Annotated in this window: 14 protein-coding genes and 1 pseudogene; 13 read left to right on the top strand and 2 right to left on the bottom strand. The window is 57.7% G+C overall.

The genetic code is table 11. From position 1 onward, the window contains the following. Positions 1 to 6 precede the first annotated feature (6 nt). The 5 genes from cyoB to FHC49_RS10550 all read left to right on the top strand — a co-directional run bounded on the left by cyoB (position 7) and on the right by FHC49_RS10550 (position 4,292). Complete coding sequence (gene cyoB, locus FHC49_RS10570) at positions 7 to 1,998, top strand: cytochrome o ubiquinol oxidase subunit I (RefSeq protein ID WP_220439717.1); 1,992 nt, start codon at positions 7 to 9, stop codon at positions 1,996 to 1,998. After that, positions 1,988 to 2,599 carry a cytochrome o ubiquinol oxidase subunit III gene (locus FHC49_RS10565; protein ID WP_035894295.1) on the top strand — a complete coding sequence of 204 codons (612 nt, stop codon included), beginning with the start codon at positions 1,988 to 1,990 and terminating at the stop codon, positions 2,597 to 2,599. Before cyoB ends, FHC49_RS10565 begins: the two co-directional genes overlap by 11 nt. Then, positions 2,599 to 2,928 (top strand): cytochrome o ubiquinol oxidase subunit IV, encoded by a 330-nt coding sequence (locus FHC49_RS10560; protein ID WP_106927992.1) that lies wholly within the window; start codon positions 2,599 to 2,601, stop codon positions 2,926 to 2,928. The genes FHC49_RS10565 and FHC49_RS10560 overlap by 1 nt, the downstream gene beginning before the upstream one ends. An 11-nt stretch (positions 2,929 to 2,939) precedes the next feature. After that, a complete protein-coding gene (cyoE, locus tag FHC49_RS10555) occupies positions 2,940 to 3,827 on the top strand; it encodes a heme o synthase (protein WP_185667152.1) in 888 nt (295 codons plus the stop codon). A 309-nt stretch (positions 3,828 to 4,136) separates the two neighbouring features. Continuing rightward, a complete protein-coding gene (locus FHC49_RS10550) occupies positions 4,137 to 4,292 on the top strand; it encodes a Hok/Gef family protein (protein WP_035894290.1) in 156 nt (51 codons plus the stop codon). A gap of 75 nt (positions 4,293 to 4,367) precedes the next feature. On the opposite strand, the gene FHC49_RS10545 is transcribed toward FHC49_RS10550, so the two are convergent. Next, positions 4,368 to 5,126 carry an IclR family transcriptional regulator C-terminal domain-containing protein gene (locus tag FHC49_RS10545; RefSeq protein WP_202216336.1) on the bottom strand — a complete coding sequence of 253 codons (759 nt, stop codon included), beginning with the start codon at positions 5,124 to 5,126 and terminating at the stop codon, positions 4,368 to 4,370. Between the two features lie 152 nt (positions 5,127 to 5,278). Here FHC49_RS10545 and FHC49_RS10540 point away from each other — a divergent pair, with 152 nt between their 5' ends. From FHC49_RS10540 to FHC49_RS10505, 8 genes and pseudogenes are all read left to right on the top strand, one after another. Further along, positions 5,279 to 6,100 (top strand): shikimate dehydrogenase, encoded by an 822-nt coding sequence (locus tag FHC49_RS10540; RefSeq protein WP_220439716.1) that lies wholly within the window; start codon positions 5,279 to 5,281, stop codon positions 6,098 to 6,100. After that, positions 6,097 to 7,791, top strand: a complete 1,695-nt coding sequence (locus tag FHC49_RS10535) for an FAD-dependent oxidoreductase (RefSeq protein ID WP_220439715.1) — start codon at positions 6,097 to 6,099, stop codon at positions 7,789 to 7,791. The genes FHC49_RS10540 and FHC49_RS10535 overlap by 4 nt, the downstream gene beginning before the upstream one ends. Next, the gene (locus tag FHC49_RS10530) at positions 7,788 to 8,108 is read left to right on the top strand and encodes an NIPSNAP family protein (protein ID WP_035894285.1); all 321 of its coding nucleotides are present in this window, start codon (positions 7,788 to 7,790) and stop codon (positions 8,106 to 8,108) included. Before FHC49_RS10535 ends, FHC49_RS10530 begins: the two co-directional genes overlap by 4 nt. A gap of 10 nt (positions 8,109 to 8,118) precedes the next feature. Beyond that, positions 8,119 to 9,813: an FAD-dependent oxidoreductase gene (locus FHC49_RS10525; RefSeq protein WP_220439714.1), complete on the top strand. Its 1,695-nt coding sequence runs from the start codon at positions 8,119 to 8,121 to the stop codon at positions 9,811 to 9,813. 72 nt (positions 9,814 to 9,885) lie between these two features. Then, positions 9,886 to 10,689, top strand: coding sequence for a sugar phosphate isomerase/epimerase (locus FHC49_RS10520; RefSeq protein WP_220439713.1), 804 nt, complete (start codon positions 9,886 to 9,888; stop codon positions 10,687 to 10,689). A gap of 13 nt (positions 10,690 to 10,702) precedes the next feature. After that, entirely contained in the window at positions 10,703 to 12,067 is a 1,365-nt protein-coding gene (locus tag FHC49_RS10515; RefSeq protein ID WP_220439712.1) for an aromatic acid/H+ symport family MFS transporter, read from the top strand. Further along, positions 12,064 to 13,082, top strand: a pseudogene (locus tag FHC49_RS24690) (Gfo/Idh/MocA family protein). Before FHC49_RS10515 ends, FHC49_RS24690 begins: the two are co-directional and overlap by 4 nt. A 158-nt stretch (positions 13,083 to 13,240) precedes the next feature. Continuing rightward, positions 13,241 to 14,605: an MFS transporter gene (locus tag FHC49_RS10505; protein WP_185667160.1), complete on the top strand. Its 1,365-nt coding sequence runs from the start codon at positions 13,241 to 13,243 to the stop codon at positions 14,603 to 14,605. Between the two features lie 42 nt (positions 14,606 to 14,647). Here the strand turns inward: FHC49_RS10505 and FHC49_RS10500 are convergent, their stop codons facing one another. Continuing rightward, positions 14,648 to 15,139, bottom strand: coding sequence for a YajQ family cyclic di-GMP-binding protein (locus tag FHC49_RS10500; RefSeq protein WP_220439711.1), 492 nt, complete (start codon positions 15,137 to 15,139; stop codon positions 14,648 to 14,650). Positions 15,140 to 15,235: the final 96 nt, after the last annotated feature.

Below are 15,235 nucleotides of genomic sequence, written 5' to 3'. Positions count from 1 at the left end.
AATACGATGTTCGGAAAACTGACACTGGATGCAGTGCCCTACCACGAACCCATTATCGTGGTTACGGTGGCTGCCATTATCGTCGGGGGACTCGCTCTCCTGGCGGCCATCACTTACTTCGGTAAGTGGTCCTATCTATGGAACGAGTGGCTGACCTCCGTCGACCACAAAAAGCTGGGCATCATGTATGTCATCGTTGCTATCGTCATGCTGCTGCGTGGCTTTGCCGATGCCGTGATGATGCGTAGCCAGCAGGTTCTGGCCTCGGCCGGGGAAGCTGGGTTCCTACCACCGCATCACTACGACCAGATCTTTACCGCCCACGGCGTCATCATGATCTTCTTCGTGGCGATGCCGTTCGTTATCGGTCTGATGAACCTGGTGGTTCCACTGCAGATCGGTGCGCGCGACGTAGCGTTCCCATTCCTGAACAACCTGAGCTTCTGGTTCACCGTTGTCGGTGTGGTTCTGGTTAACCTGTCCCTGGGCGTTGGTGAATTTGCTCAGACCGGTTGGCTGGCCTATCCGCCGCTCTCGGGAATAGAGTACAGTCCGGGCGTAGGTGTCGATTACTGGATTTGGGCGCTGCAGCTCTCCGGTATTGGTACAACGCTGACTGGTATTAACTTCTTCGTGACCATCATCAAGATGCGTGCACCAGGAATGACGATGTTCAAGATGCCGGTATTTACCTGGGCATCTCTGTGCGCCAACATCCTGATTATCGCCTCCTTCCCAATTCTGACGGTTACCATCGCGCTGCTGACCCTGGATCGCTATCTGGGCACCCATTTCTTTACCAACGATATGGGCGGCAACATGATGATGTACATCAACCTGATTTGGGCCTGGGGTCACCCGGAAGTGTACATTCTGGTTCTGCCTGTCTTCGGTGTGTTCTCTGAAGTTGCAGCAACCTTCTCGCGTAAACGCCTGTTCGGTTACACCTCACTGGTGTGGGCGACCGTGTGTATTACCATCCTGTCGTTCATCGTTTGGCTGCACCACTTCTTCACCATGGGTGCGGGCGCGAACGTAAACGCCTTCTTCGGTATTACCACGATGATCATCGCCATCCCTACCGGGGTGAAGATCTTCAACTGGCTGTTCACCATGTATCAGGGGCGTATCGTCTTCAACTCAGCAATGATGTGGACCATCGGCTTTATCGTGACCTTCTCGGTCGGCGGTATGACCGGCGTTCTGCTGGCAGTGCCGGGCGCGGACTTCGTGCTGCACAACAGCCTGTTCCTGATTGCGCACTTCCATAACGTTATCATCGGCGGCGTCGTATTTGGTTGCTTCGCAGGTCTGACCTACTGGTGGCCGAAAGCCTTTGGCTTCACGCTGAACGAAACCTGGGGCATCCGTGCTTTCTGGTTCTGGATCATCGGCTTCTTCGTCGCCTTCATGCCGCTGTACGTGCTGGGCTTCATGGGTATGACCCGTCGCCTGAGCCAGCAGATTGACCCGCAGTTCCACCCAATGCTGGTTGTTGCAGCATGCGGTGCGGCGCTGATTGCCTGCGGTATCCTGTGCCAGCTGATTCAGTTCTACGTCTCTATTCGCGACCGCGAGCAGAACCGCGACCTGACCGGTGACCCATGGGGCGGCCGTACGCTGGAGTGGGCAACCTCTTCTCCTCCTCCGTTCTACAACTTTGCCATTGTGCCGCAGATTCACGAACGCGATGCATTCTGGGAAATGAAAGAGAAAGGTGAAGCGTACAAGCAGCCGGCTCACTATGAAGAAATTCATATGCCGAAAAACAGCGGCGCGGGCATTGTGATTGCCGCCTTCGCAACCATCTTTGGTTTCGCCATGATCTGGCATATCTGGTGGTTGGCGATTGTCGGCTTCGCAGGCATCGTGATTACCTGGATTATCAAAAGCTTTGACGAGGACGTGGATTACTACGTGCCGGTTGCAGAAGTCGAAAAACTGGAAAATCAGCATTTCGATGAGATTTCTAAGGCAGGGCTGAAAAATGGCAACTGATACTCTGGCGCATAACGCCCACGCGCACGAACACGGGCACCACGATACAGGGCCGATGAAGATCTTCGGCTTCTGGATCTACCTGATGAGCGACTGCATCATCTTCGCCACCCTGTTCGCTACCTATGCCGTTCTGGTGAACGGCACGGCTGGCGGCCCGGCAGGTAAAGATATCTTCGAGCTGCCGTTCGTTCTGGTTGAAACCGCACTGCTGCTGTTCAGCTCCATCACCTACGGCATGGCGGCTATCGCCATGTACAAAAACAACAAGAGCCAGGTTGTTTCCTGGCTCGCCCTGACCTTCCTCTTTGGTGCAGGGTTCATCGCGATGGAAATCTATGAATTCCATCACCTGATTGTTGAAGGTATGGGCCCGGATCGCAGCGGCTTCCTGTCAGCGTTCTTCGCACTGGTAGGGACTCACGGTCTGCACGTCACCTCCGGTCTTATCTGGATGGCCGTGCTGATGGTGCAGATTTCCCGCCGCGGCCTGACCAGCACTAACCGTACTCGTATCCTGTGCCTGAGCCTGTTCTGGCACTTCCTGGACGTAGTGTGGATCTGTGTGTTCTCCGTTGTTTACCTGATGGGGGCAATGTAATGAGTCATTCTAACGATCACAGCGGCGCATCCCACGGCAGCGTGAAGTCGTACATGACAGGTTTCATCCTGTCTATCATCCTGACGGTGATCCCGTTCTGGATGGTGATGACCGGCAGCGCGTCGCATGCGGCGATTCTGGGGACCATTCTGGTCACCGCTGTCGTGCAGATTGTGGTGCACCTGGTGTACTTCCTGCACATGAACAGCAAGTCTGACGAAGGCTGGAACCTGACCGCGTTTGTCTTTACCGTGATAATCATTGCCATCGTGGTGGTGGGCTCCATCTGGATTATGTGGAACCTGAACTACAACATGATGGTTCACTAAGAGCGGCGAGTATGTTTAAGCGATACCTGCAAGTAACGAAGCCTGGCATCATTTTTGGCAACCTGATCTCCGTGATCGGCGGTTTCCTGCTGGCCTCCAAAGGTCACATCGACTATCCGCTGTTCGCCTGGACGTTGATCGGCGTGTCCCTGGTGGTCGCCTCGGGTTGTGTTTTCAACAACTATATCGATCGTGACATCGACCGTAAGATGGAGCGAACGAAGAACCGAGTGCTGGTTAAGGGACTGATTGCGCCAAAAACGTCACTGGTCTACGCCACCTTGCTGGGTCTCGCTGGCTTCATGCTGCTGTGGTTCGGCGCCAATCCCCTCGCCTGCTGGCTGGGGGTAATGGGGTTTGTGGTTTATGTCGGCGTTTACAGCCTGTACATGAAACGCCACTCCGTTTACGGCACGCTGATTGGTTCACTCTCCGGCGCTGCGCCGCCGGTGATTGGCTACTGCGCAGTGACCGGTGATTTCGACAGCGGCGCACTGATTCTGCTGGCGATCTTCAGCCTGTGGCAGATGCCTCACTCCTACGCTATCGCGATTTTCCGCTTCAAGGATTATCAGGCAGCGAACATTCCGGTTCTTCCGGTGGTGAAAGGCATTGCAGTGGCGAAAAACCACATCACGCTGTACATCGTGGCGTTTGCTCTGGCCACATTGATGCTCTCCCTGGGCGGCTACGCTGGGTATAAATACCTGATCGTTGCCGCCGCAGTGAGCGTCTGGTGGCTTGGCATGGCGCTGCGCGGTTACAAAGTGGAAGATGATAAGGTCTGGGCGCGCAAGCTGTTCGGCTTCTCCATCATCGCCATTACCGCGCTCTCCGTGATGATGTCCGTTGATTTTATGGTGCCGAATTCTCAGAACCTGCTGACTTACGTCTGGTAAAGAGACACCGTTTGAAAAAACCTCGCTTCGGCGGGGTTTTTTATTGCCTGAAGAAAAGCGCCCAATATTGATGTTTTCCTAAATAGCGGCGAGGTCAGCGTTTAGGCAGTTCATTCGAGGAGAAGAGGTATAGAATCGCGGCGGGTGCTTGAGACTGTTTGTCTTGAGCATAATGTGAAAGGCAGATAGACAAAAGCCCCAGATAACATTCAGCGTCCGGCAAGACGCTTAACATTAATCTGAGGCCCCTAATACACAACAGCATTAGGTTAGCCTCTTACCGACCTTCGGGTCAAGGAGAAGTAGCCTATGAAACGGAACAAGGTAGTGATTGTTGCCCTGATTGTCCTCTGTATTACCGTTGTGATGTCGGTACTGGTTACGCGCAAAGATCTTTGCGCGGTCCGTATCCGTAGCGGGCATACGGAGGTCGCCGTCTTCACAGCCTACGAATCTGTTAAGTAAGAGACCGGCGGGGAGTCATCCCCGCCACTCCTGATGTTGCCAGGTACTCTCAACGCACCCAATTTTTTCACCTGACTAGCCCACCAGCATCGCCTGGGCGCTATACAGCAGATCCAGATGATCCCGGCACAGCGCCTCCAGCGAGGTGCGCGACTGGTGACTGGTCAAACTCAACGCCCCCCAGTACAGCCCTTCCCTATCAGCAAGCGGTACGGCTATCACCAGCATGCCTATCTCAAACTCCTGCTCAATAGAGGCGTATCCCTGACGGCGTACCTGCGCGATACGCTCCATCAATGTTGGTACATCCGTCACCGTGTAAGGCGTTCGCTGCTCGCGGGTCACGCGCTGCAGTACCGCTTCACACTCCGCTTCCGGCAACGAAGCCAGCCATAACCTGCCGCCTGCTGTGCAGTGAATAGGCACCCGCTCACCCAATCGCACAGAGGTTGAGTTAAACGGCGTGTGTTTGCTGCGGGCGATATACACCAGCTCGTTGTCATCAATCACCCCAACTGACGCGTGTTCTTCGCTGCGGCTAGCCACGTACTCCACGATAGGCCGCACCATGCGCGGAAACTGTGCGGAATCAACATAAGCCTGCCCCAGGCGCAGCGTCTTCGCCATCAGCCAGTAGTAGCGCCCGTCGGTATCCAGATAGCCGTCATGCACCAGCGTCAGGAAAAATCGACGGGCGGCGCTCTGCGTCAACCCGCTCATTTTCGCCGCCTGCGGCACCGTCAGCCGCGGGTTCGCCTTCGAAAAAAGCTGGATCAACGCCAGCCCTTTTTGCAACCCGACGATCAAATCGCGCTGATGAATCTCGTTTTGCATAGCTGTTCACACTTTTGCAACAGAGGGAGTCGATTACTGCGATTATCGCACTGCCGGTGCGATTAACAACCAACCTGTCCGAATTCTGCGTTGTCGCTCACTGCTTCCATTGAAATACTCAAGCAACAGTTTATTAACAAACGAGGTGAGCAATGGTCAGCGGATTTACTCAGGTCGTCGCCGTTATCGGGCATCCCATTACCCAGGTGAAATCACCGGACAACTTTAACCACTACTTTGCCACTCAGGGCATGGACAAGGTGATGATCCCGGTCGATATCGTGCCGGAAGCCGTCGCCGATTACCTGAATGCCCTGCGCGGTTGGCAGAATATGAGCGGCATTCTGGTTACCGTACCGCATAAACAGCGCGTGGCCGGTCTGCTTGATACCCTCACGTCCCGCGCTCGCCATCTCAACGCCGTTAACGTGGTGCGCAAGCTGGCAGACGGCCGTTTAGAGGGTGACATGCTGGACGGCGTGGGTTTCCAGCGCGCGGCAGAAGCTCACGGTTTTAACCCTGCGGGTAAACGCGCCCTGCTTTCCGGTTGTGGCGGCGTCGGCAGCGCTATCGCCTGGGGACTGTGCGAAGCGGGTATCAGCCATCTCGCACTGTATGACCGCGATGACGCCAGTCGTCAGCGTCTGGAAAACCGTTTAGCCACCCATTTCCCTACCGTGCATATCACTCCCCTTCCCGACTCGCTCTCGGAGATTGATCTGCTGGTCAACGGCTCTCCCGCTGGCATGGCGGGCTTCGACGCACTGCCGCTAAGTCAAAATCTGCTGGAGACATTAACGGCGGCCACTCACGTCGCCGACGTCGTCACCGCGCCGGTTATCACCCCGCTGCTGGCCTTTGCCAATGCGCGTGGTTGCCGTACACAAACCGGCCCGGAAATGGCGCTGGCGCAGATGCAGCTGATGGGGCAATTCATCGGTGCTATTGAACAACCAGACGAGGCCGCAGCATGAAAAGCTGGGATGTGATCGTGATTGGCAGCGGCGCGGCGGGTTTTGCCGCCGCCGTTACCGCCTGCTGCAAAGGTCTCTCGGTACTGATGCTGGAAAAGGCCCCGCATTTTGGCGGGACATCAGCAATCTCCGGCGGCGCGGTGTGGATTAACGACACCGACCAGGCCCGTCGTCTTGGAAAAAGCGGCTCGCCGGAGGCAATAAAAACCTACCTGCGCACCATCATTGGCGAAGCGAACTACCGCCCAGACATGGTTGACGCCTTCGTTCATGCCGGGCGCGAAGCGCTGGCCTTTCTCGAACAGGAAGGCGCGGTGAAATACAGCCTGCGCCCGCTGTCGCCGGACTACTATCCGGATGAACCTGGCGGTGTGGACGTTGGCCGCGCGCTGGAAGTGGTAGAATATGATGGCCGCGAGCTGGGCCAACACTTTACCACCCTGCGTTCGCCGCCGCCGGGGATGCTGCTGTTTGGCGGCATGATGGTAAACCGCGTCGATATTCAGCACTTCCTCGATATGCGCCGCTCGTGGCGTTCGTTCCGTCACTGCACCAGGCTACTACTCCGTTACGGGCGGGACCGTCTGCGGCATCACCGAGGAACCCGTCTGGCGATGGGCAACGCGCTGATTGCCCGCATGGCAACGCTGGCGCTGCGTAAAGGGATGGAGCTGGAACTTAACGTGACGGTGAAATCGCTGGTCGAACAGAACGGTCGAGTGACCGGGGTTGAAATCGAACGCGATGGCCAAACGCTGCCATTACACGCTCGTCGTGGCGTCGTACTTGCCGCCGGAGGGTTTGCCGCCGGGCGCATCGCTCCCCAGTTTCGCCCGGCGACGCAGCAGCACTACACCATGTCTCCCGCCACCAACGACGGCGCAGCATTCCAGTTGGGACTTGGCGTTGATGCTCGACAAGGCGCAGATCTACCGTCGAACTTTTTCTGGGCTCCGGTCTCCGTACTGCGACGTCCGGACGGCAGCGAGGAGCGCTTCCCGCACCTGGTGACCGACCGTGCCAAACCGGGGGTGATCGCGGTTAACCAACGCGGCGTACGCTTCGTCAACGAATCAAACTCTTACCACCATTTCGCCAGCGCCATGCAGCAGCAGCCGGAAAACGCCCCATGCTACCTGTTGTGCGATGCCCGGGCGATGAAGCGCTATGGCCTGGGGCTGGCGCGCCCGGCGCCGGTTAACAACGACGCGTTGGTGAACGCCGGTTATCTGCATCAGGCCGAAAGTCTGAGCGAACTGGCGCAGCAGTTAGGTATAGACCCGCAGCAGCTTGAGCACACCGTTTCCCGCTACAACCAGCATGCAGCAAGCGGCAGCGATCCGGAATTTCATAAAGGCGGTAACAGCTATAACCGCGCGATGGGCGATGCGGCGCACAGTCCGAACGCCTGCAACGCGCCGCTGTTAAGCGCACCGTTCTATGCCATCAAGCTCTTTACCGGTGACTTAGGCACTTCACGCGGGCTGGTCACTACCGCCGACGCGCAGGTCATCAACCAGCAAGGCCAGCCTATTGGCGGTCTGTATGCGGTCGGTAACGATATGGATTCGATGATGGCGGGCACCTACCCCGGCCCAGGCATCACCCTCGGCCCAGCGCTCACCTTCGGCTATCTGGCCGCCATGCATATGACACAAGCATCCTCACTCACTTCAGGAGAAGCAGCATGATCTACGAAAAACGCACCTACACCATCAATCCTCTGAAAATGGCCGACTGGCTGGCGCTGTACAAAAGCGACGCCTTTGCGGTGCAAACCGAACACCTCGGCAAGCTGATTGGCTTTTTCTTTACTGAAATCGGCGTGGTCAATCAGGTGGTGCATATCTGGGCTTACGAGAGTCTGGACGACCGTCTGGTGCGCCGCGCGCGCATGTCCCAGGACGAGCGCTGGCTGACCTTCTCACGGAAAAACCGCGAACTGGCGGCGGTTGAACGCCTGGAATCGGTGCTGATGCGCCCTACCGATTTCTCGCCGCTGCAATAAGGAGTTTCCCATGAGCAGGCATGTAGAGGTAGATATGCTGGTGATTGGCTCCGGCGCCGCTGGGCTTTCTGCCGCCGTCACCGCCGCACTGCACGGTGCACGAGTGCTGGTTGCCGAAAAAGAGTCAACGATCGGCGGCACCAGCGCCTGGTCGGGCGGTTGGCTGTGGATCCCGCAAAACCCGCTGGCCCGTGAGGAAGGCATCGTAGAAGACGATGCCGCCCCGCTGAGCTATCTGCAGTCCGAGATGGAAGGCCTTCCTGCCGATGCACGCCTGCGCACCTTTTTACGCTACGGCCCGGAAATGGTGAATTTTTTCCGGCAAAACACCGCCGTGCAGTTTCTGTCCGGTAGCAAAATGCCTGACTTTCATAACAACACAGGCTTTGCCACCGGTGGTCGCTCCGTCACCGCCCAACCGTACGATGCCCGCGGACTAGGTGACTGGCTTCACCGCCTGCGTCCACCGCTGGAGACCATCAGCCTTGCCGGCATGGGCATTGCGGGCGGTACGGATATGGCGCACTTCTTTAACGCGACGCGCTCACCGCGTTCGGCGCTGTACGCCGCTCGTCGCCTGGCGCGTCACGGCTGGCAACGCCTGCGCCACGGACGCGGCCGCCATCTGGTCAACGGCAACGCGCTGGTCGCGCGTCTTCTGCGCTCAGCGCTCGACGCTAACGTGAGTTTCCAACTCAACGCCCCGGTCACTCGTTTATTAAGGGATGCCCACGGCGTGACCGGCGCCATTCTTAGTAGCGATGATGGCGAGATCCAGGTTACGGCCCGTGCGGTGGTACTGGCCTGCGGCGGTTTTCCGCATGATAAACAGCGACTGGCCGAGCAGGTTCCGCACGCAGCGCAGGGCTACGGCCACTTCTCCGCCGCGCCACCAGGAAATCAGGGCGATGGCATTCGCCTTGGCGAAACCGCAGGCGGTCAGTTTGACGGCTCGCTTAAGCACCCGATGGCGTGGGCGCCGGTCTCCCGCGTCTCGCTTTCCAGCGGGCTACAGCTGGCGTTTCCGCACCTTGTTGAGCGTGCTAAACCGGGGTTTCTCGCGGTACGCAGTAACGGCAAGCGTTTCGTCAATGAGGCCGACTCCTACCACGACTTTATCGCCGCGCTGCTGGACGCCACGCCAAAAGGCGAAAAACCGGTGGCCTGGTTGATTGCCGATAGCCGCGCACTGCACCGCTACGGCCTGGGTCACGCCCGCCCCACGCCGTTCCCGGTGAAGGCCTGGCTGCGAACCGGCTATCTGCAAAGCGCCGACACGCTGGAAGCGCTGGCACAGCAATGCGGCATTGACGGTTCCGTGCTTAGCGATACCGTCGAACGCTTTAATGGCTTCGCCCGACAGGAGCGCGATGACGACTTCCAGCGCGGCGCATCGGCCTATAACTGTGCGCAGGGTGATGCCAGCCACCAGCCCAGCCCGACGCTGGGCGAGCTAACACAGGCGCCTTACTTCGCGGTACGCATTCTGCCCGGCTCGCTGGGATCATTCAGCGGACTGAAAACCGACGAACAAGCGCGCGTTCTGGATGCCGAGCAACATCCCATCCCCGGCTTGTTCGCCGTGGGTAACGATATGTCGAGCGTGATGCAGGGGTTCTACCCCAGCGGCGGCATCACGCTGGGCCCCGCCATGACCTTTGGTTACCTGGTGGGGAAAAATCTGTCCGCAAAAATAACATCTTAAAAATACGCATTTAGCCAGGGAAAGGCGCCAAACATAACAACAAACCTCACCTGCAACTGTACTGGAGTCTGTATGAATAGGCGTTCTCTCTCCCTTGCAGCACTAACCGTGCTGGACGTTTCACCGCCGGAACAGGTGCGCATCGCCGCGCTCACCGGCTACAGCCACGTTGGCATTCGCCTGTTGCCCGCGACGCCAGACGACCCCGATTACGACATGCTTGGCGATACGCATACGGTACGCGAAACGCTGGCTGCGCTCCGCGATACTGGTATTCGCGTCTCCGACGTGGAGATTGTGCGCCTGACGCCGGATTTCAGCCTTGATGCGCTGCGTCCGTTCCTCGAAACCGCTGCCCGCCTGGAAGCCCAGCAGGTGCTGGTTGCCGGTAATGACGATAACCTTCCTCGCTGCGCGGAGAACCTGGCGACACTGGCACAGGCGGGGGAAGCCTACGGCTTGACCATGAACCTGGAGCCGATGCCGTGGACCCATCTGCCCACGCTTGCCAGCGCGCAAAAGTTGATTGCCGCCAGCGGGCAGCGCAACGTCGGCATTCTGGTAGATGCCATTCACTTCTGGCGAGCAGGCGAGTCGTTAGAGGCACTCAGTGCGCTCGCACCAGAGCAACTGAACTATATGCAGCTCTGCGATGCTCCGGGGCGGATACCGACGGAGACTCAGGAGCTGATTTACCAGGCCCGCTGCGCGCGACAGGTTCCAGGAGAAGGTGAGCTGGATCTTCGCAGCCTGCTTGCGGCGCTCCCGCCGACCATTCCCGTCTCGGTAGAAGTGCCGCTGGCCGGCGCTCAGGGAGCACTTCCGGCACAACAACGCGCCCAGCTGCTGTTTAACGCTGCACAATCCTTCCTGTAAACAGGAGCTTGCCATGTCACAGACACAACGCCTGGATGTCAGAGAATTAATTAACACCAACCCGCTCAGCCGCTACCAGAAACTGGTTATTTTTCTCGGTTTTTGCGTCATTGCGCTGGACGGTTTTGATATCGCCATTATGGGTTTTATTGCCCCAACGCTGAAGCAGGAATGGGGCGTCAGTAACCATGAACTCGGCTTTGTTATTAGCACGGCGCTGATTGGCCTTGCGCTCGGCGCACTCTTCTCCGGCCCGCTTGCCGACTGGTTGGGGCGCAAAAAAATCATCATCAACAGCGTCTTCTTCTTCGGATTCTGGACCATCGCCACGGCGTTCTCCCAGAACATCGAACAGATGATCTTTTTCCGCTTTATGACCGGTTTAGGGCTGGGTGCTGCAATGCCCAATATGAGCACGCTGGTTTCGGTGTACGCCCCTGAGCGCCAGCGCTCGTTTATCATCACCGTTATCTTCTGCGGCTTTACCTTTGGCGCGGCTATCGGCGGGTTTGCCGCCTCGTGGCTTATTCCTGAGTTTGGCTGGCACTCACTGATGGCGCTGGGCGGTGTGCTGCCGCTGTTATTCGCACCGGTACTTATCTGGAAACTGCCGGAATCGGCGCGCTTCCTGGTGATTAAGCAGGCTCCCGCCGCGCGAATACACGCCATCCTTCAGCGTTTTTTCCCCGGCCAGATCAGTGAAAATGTCAGTTTTATTCTGCCCCAGCAACCCATTAAGAGCAGCGCCATGCGCATTGTGCTGTCACGCGAATATCTGTTCGGTTCGTTGATGCTTTGGTTGGTCTATTTTATGGGGCTGTTTCTGGTCTATATCCTCGGCAGTTGGTTACCGACGCTAGTGAAAGAGATAGGTCTGACCGTCAGCCAGGCAGCGATAATGACCGCGATTTACCAGGCTGGCGGCACCGTTGGTTCGTTGTTCGCGGGCTGGTTGATGGACCGTATCGATCCGCACCGGGCGCTGGGGTTTATCTTCGCCGTGGGCGGTCTGTTCACCATGGCGATTGGCTACGCGGGGGTGAACTTCCCGCTGCTTTGTCTGCTGGCGTTTGTCAGCGGCGCCTGCCTTAACGGTGCAAATACCGGAATGAACGCCCTTTCCGCCCGTTTCTACCCCACCCAGGCTCGTGCGACCGGTTCAAGCTGGATGCACGGTGTCGGGCGAATCGGTGCCATTCTTAGCGCCTTTGCCGGTGCGGAAATGCTGGCGCTGGGGCTCGATTTTAAATCGGTGTTCCTGATCCTCGGCATTCCCGCAGCGCTGACCGTCATCGGTCTGGCCGCCAAAGGCTACTGGGCGGCAAGCCCGACTAACGCGAAACCACCCGTCACGACCACCCTGAGGAGCCCATCATGAATCGCATCCGTCTTGCCATCATCGGCGCGGGCGCTATCGGCCGCAAGCATATTGAGGTCATTCAGCTGACACCAGAGGCGGAGCTGGTCGCGCTGGCCGATCCGTCACCGCAGGCTCAGGCGCTGGCGGCATCGCTGGGCATCGCGTGGTATGCCGATATCAACGACATGCTGGATCAGGTCAATCCGCAAGGAGTGATTAACGCCACGCCAAACACCCTGCACGTGCCGTGCGCTATTGCCTGCGTCGAGCGCGGTATTCCGGTGCTGGTAGAAAAACCGGTCGCCGAATCGCCAGAACGCGCACAAGCGCTGGTCGACGCCGCGGCGCAGCATGGCGTTCCCGTTTTGGTAGGCCACCACCGGCGGCACAACGCGCTAACGGCGGCGGCAAAGTCGCTTATCGACAGCGGTGAGCTGGGCAACATTGTGGCGGTCTCGGCGCACTGGATCCTGCAAAAGCCCGATGACTATTTCGACGTTGCCTGGCGTCGTGAACCGGGTGCCGGGCCGCTGCTGGTGAATCTGGTGCACGATATCGATCTGCTGCGCTATCTTCTGGGGAAATTGAGGAAGTGCAGGCGATGACCAGCAACGCCGGGCGCGGTTTCGCCAACGAAGACAGTGCCGTAGTCAACCTGCGCTTTGCTTGCGGAGCACTCGGCAGCGCGGTGCTCAGCGACTGCGGCGTCAGCCCGTGGAGCTGGGAGATGAATTCAGCAGAGAATGCGATTTACGCCCATACCCCAGAAAACTGCTACCTGATTTCCGGCAGCAAAGGGGCGCTGGCCATTCCGCAAATGCGCTGGTGGCGCTACGGTGAACAAAGCGGCTGGCATGCGCCGCTGCTGCAGGAGACGCTCGCCGTCGAGCCTATCGATCCCTTTATCCTGCAATTGCGCCATTTCCTGCAGGTGATCGCCGGTGAGGCCGAGCCAATCATTGATGCGGCAGATGCTTTGCGTTCACTGAAAGTGATCGACGCCATTCGCCAGATATCGCAGAAAGCCGCCTGACCAGGCTTTAACTCCGGCGGCCCTGGTGCCGCCGGGTGATTGTTTCTGTCTCTATTCCGCACAAATGATTCAATAATGTAATATTTGTTAATTAAGCGTCTGTTTACCCTGCCCTCTCCCCGCACTACACTACTCCCAGCTTTTATATAGAGGTGGGAATGAACGATTACAAAATGACGCCGGGTGAGTTACGCGCCACCTGGGGTTTAGGGACCGTATTTTCTTTGCGTATGCTCGGCATGTTTATGGTCCTCCCGGTTCTGACCACATACGGCATGGCATTACAGGGCGCAAGCGAAGCGCTGATTGGCCTGGCGATCGGTATTTACGGACTGGCGCAGGCCGTTTTCCAGATTCCCTTTGGCCTTATCTCCGATCGCATTGGCCGCAAACCGCTGATTGTCGGCGGGCTGGCCATTTTCGTCCTTGGCAGCGTGATTGCGGCGATGTCGGATTCTATCTGGGGCATTATTCTCGGCCGCGCGCTGCAGGGCTCGGGCGCGATTGCCGCTGCGGTCATGGCGCTGCTTTCCGACCTGACCCGTGAACAAAACCGCACCAAGGCGATGGCGTTTATCGGCGTCAGCTTTGGCGTTACCTTTGCCATTGCGATGGTGCTGGGCCCGATTATCACCCACAAGCTCGGCCTGCACGCGTTGTTCTGGATGATTGCCGGGCTGGCGACGCTGGGCATCCTGCTTACCCTTTGGGTGGTGCCGGACAGCAAAAACCACGTGCTCAACCGCGAATCAGGGATGGTCAAAGGCTGCTTTAGCAAAGTGCTGATGGAGCCGAAGCTGCTGAAGCTGAACTTCGGCATCATGTGTCTGCACATCCTGCTGATGTCGACCTTCGTGGCGCTGCCTGGCCAACTAGAGTCCGCAGGCTTCCCGGCTTCCGAGCACTGGAAAATCTACCTGGTGACCATGGTCGTCTCGTTTGTCGCGGTTGTGCCTTTTATCATCTACGCCGAAGTGAAGCGCCGCATGAAGCGGGTGTTCGTGCTGTGTATCGCCCTGCTGCTGATTGCCGAAATCGTGCTGTGGGGCTCCGGTACCTACTTCTGGGAACTGGTCGCTGGCGTACAGATTTTCTTCCTTGCGTTTAACCTGATGGAAGCGCTGCTGCCTTCGCTTATCAGCAAAGAAGCCCCGGCAGGCTACAAAGGTACGGCGATGGGGATTTACTCCACCAGCCAGTTCCTCGGCGTCGCTATCGGCGGCTCACTAGGAGGCTGGATTGACGGCCTGTTCGACTCACAAACGGTATTCCTCGCCGGTGCACTACTGGCAACGGTCTGGCTACTGGTTTCGATGACGATGCAGGAGCCGCCGTACGTTAGCAGCCTGCGCGTGCAGATCCCGGATGATATTGATGCCGATGACGCACTGCGCGAGCGCCTGCTGGCAACCGATGGCGTGAAAGAAGTATTGGTGGTGGCGCAGGAGCACTCTGCCTACATCAAAATTGACAGCAAAGTGACAAACCGCTTTGAGGTTGAGCAGGCGATAGCCGCCAGGTAAGACGAAACTGCCCGCAGCAGCGTGCGGGCAGTACTTTCACGGTTAGTCGCGGAAGTTTTTAAACTGGAACGGCTGACCGAGGTCGCCGCCGCGCACCAGCGCCATCGCGGCCTGCAGATCGTCGCGGGATTTCCCGGTTACACGAATCTCTTCGCCCTGAATCTGCGCCTGCACCTTCAGCTTGTTGTCTTTGATAAGCTTAACGATTTTCTTCTGAATCGCGCTTTCAATACCCTGCTTCAGCTTCGCTTCCACAAACCAGGTTTTGCCGCTGTGGACGAACTCTTCCGGTACATCAAGAGATGTGCCTTCGATGCCGCGCTTGAGCAGCTTAGCGCGCAGGATATCCAGCAGCTGGTTCACCTGGAAATCAGACTCGCTCAACACCTTAATGGTCTTATTCGCTTCGTTAAGCTCAATTTTCGCTTCTACGCCGCGAAAATCGAAGCGAGATTCAACCTCACGGGCTGCGTTATCCACGCCGTTACGCGCTTCCTGAAGATCGACTTCAGAGACAATATCGAAAGATGGCATCTTTTCCCCTCCCTTAGTTTCTTTTGCGTTGCATAATACCTGCAACACGGCATAACTCAACTTGTTATCCCCGGAAGCTTAGTTGATAACGCTATA

Source organism: Kluyvera sp. EC_51, from assembly GCF_019584505.1.
Lineage (GTDB): Bacteria > Pseudomonadota > Gammaproteobacteria > Enterobacterales > Enterobacteriaceae > Kluyvera > Kluyvera sichuanensis.
Note: the sequence above shows the minus strand (reverse complement) of the source record. Positions and strands in the feature narration are given on the sequence as shown.

Coding starts and splice junctions, on each gene's coding strand:
- cyoB (WP_220439717.1), top strand. CDS start 7: ATGTTCGGAAAACTGACACTGGATGCAGTGCCCTACCACGAACCCATT.
- FHC49_RS10565 (WP_035894295.1), top strand. CDS start 1,988: ATGGCAACTGATACTCTGGCGCATAACGCCCACGCGCACGAACACGGG.
- FHC49_RS10560 (WP_106927992.1), top strand. CDS start 2,599: ATGAGTCATTCTAACGATCACAGCGGCGCATCCCACGGCAGCGTGAAG.
- cyoE (WP_185667152.1), top strand. CDS start 2,940: ATGTTTAAGCGATACCTGCAAGTAACGAAGCCTGGCATCATTTTTGGC.
- FHC49_RS10550 (WP_035894290.1), top strand. CDS start 4,137: ATGAAACGGAACAAGGTAGTGATTGTTGCCCTGATTGTCCTCTGTATT.
- FHC49_RS10545 (WP_202216336.1), bottom strand. CDS start 5,126: ATGCAAAACGAGATTCATCAGCGCGATTTGATCGTCGGGTTGCAAAAA.
- FHC49_RS10540 (WP_220439716.1), top strand. CDS start 5,279: ATGGTCAGCGGATTTACTCAGGTCGTCGCCGTTATCGGGCATCCCATT.
- FHC49_RS10535 (WP_220439715.1), top strand. CDS start 6,097: ATGAAAAGCTGGGATGTGATCGTGATTGGCAGCGGCGCGGCGGGTTTT.
- FHC49_RS10530 (WP_035894285.1), top strand. CDS start 7,788: ATGATCTACGAAAAACGCACCTACACCATCAATCCTCTGAAAATGGCC.
- FHC49_RS10525 (WP_220439714.1), top strand. CDS start 8,119: ATGAGCAGGCATGTAGAGGTAGATATGCTGGTGATTGGCTCCGGCGCC.
- FHC49_RS10520 (WP_220439713.1), top strand. CDS start 9,886: ATGAATAGGCGTTCTCTCTCCCTTGCAGCACTAACCGTGCTGGACGTT.
- FHC49_RS10515 (WP_220439712.1), top strand. CDS start 10,703: ATGTCACAGACACAACGCCTGGATGTCAGAGAATTAATTAACACCAAC.
- FHC49_RS10505 (WP_185667160.1), top strand. CDS start 13,241: ATGAACGATTACAAAATGACGCCGGGTGAGTTACGCGCCACCTGGGGT.
- FHC49_RS10500 (WP_220439711.1), bottom strand. CDS start 15,139: ATGCCATCTTTCGATATTGTCTCTGAAGTCGATCTTCAGGAAGCGCGT.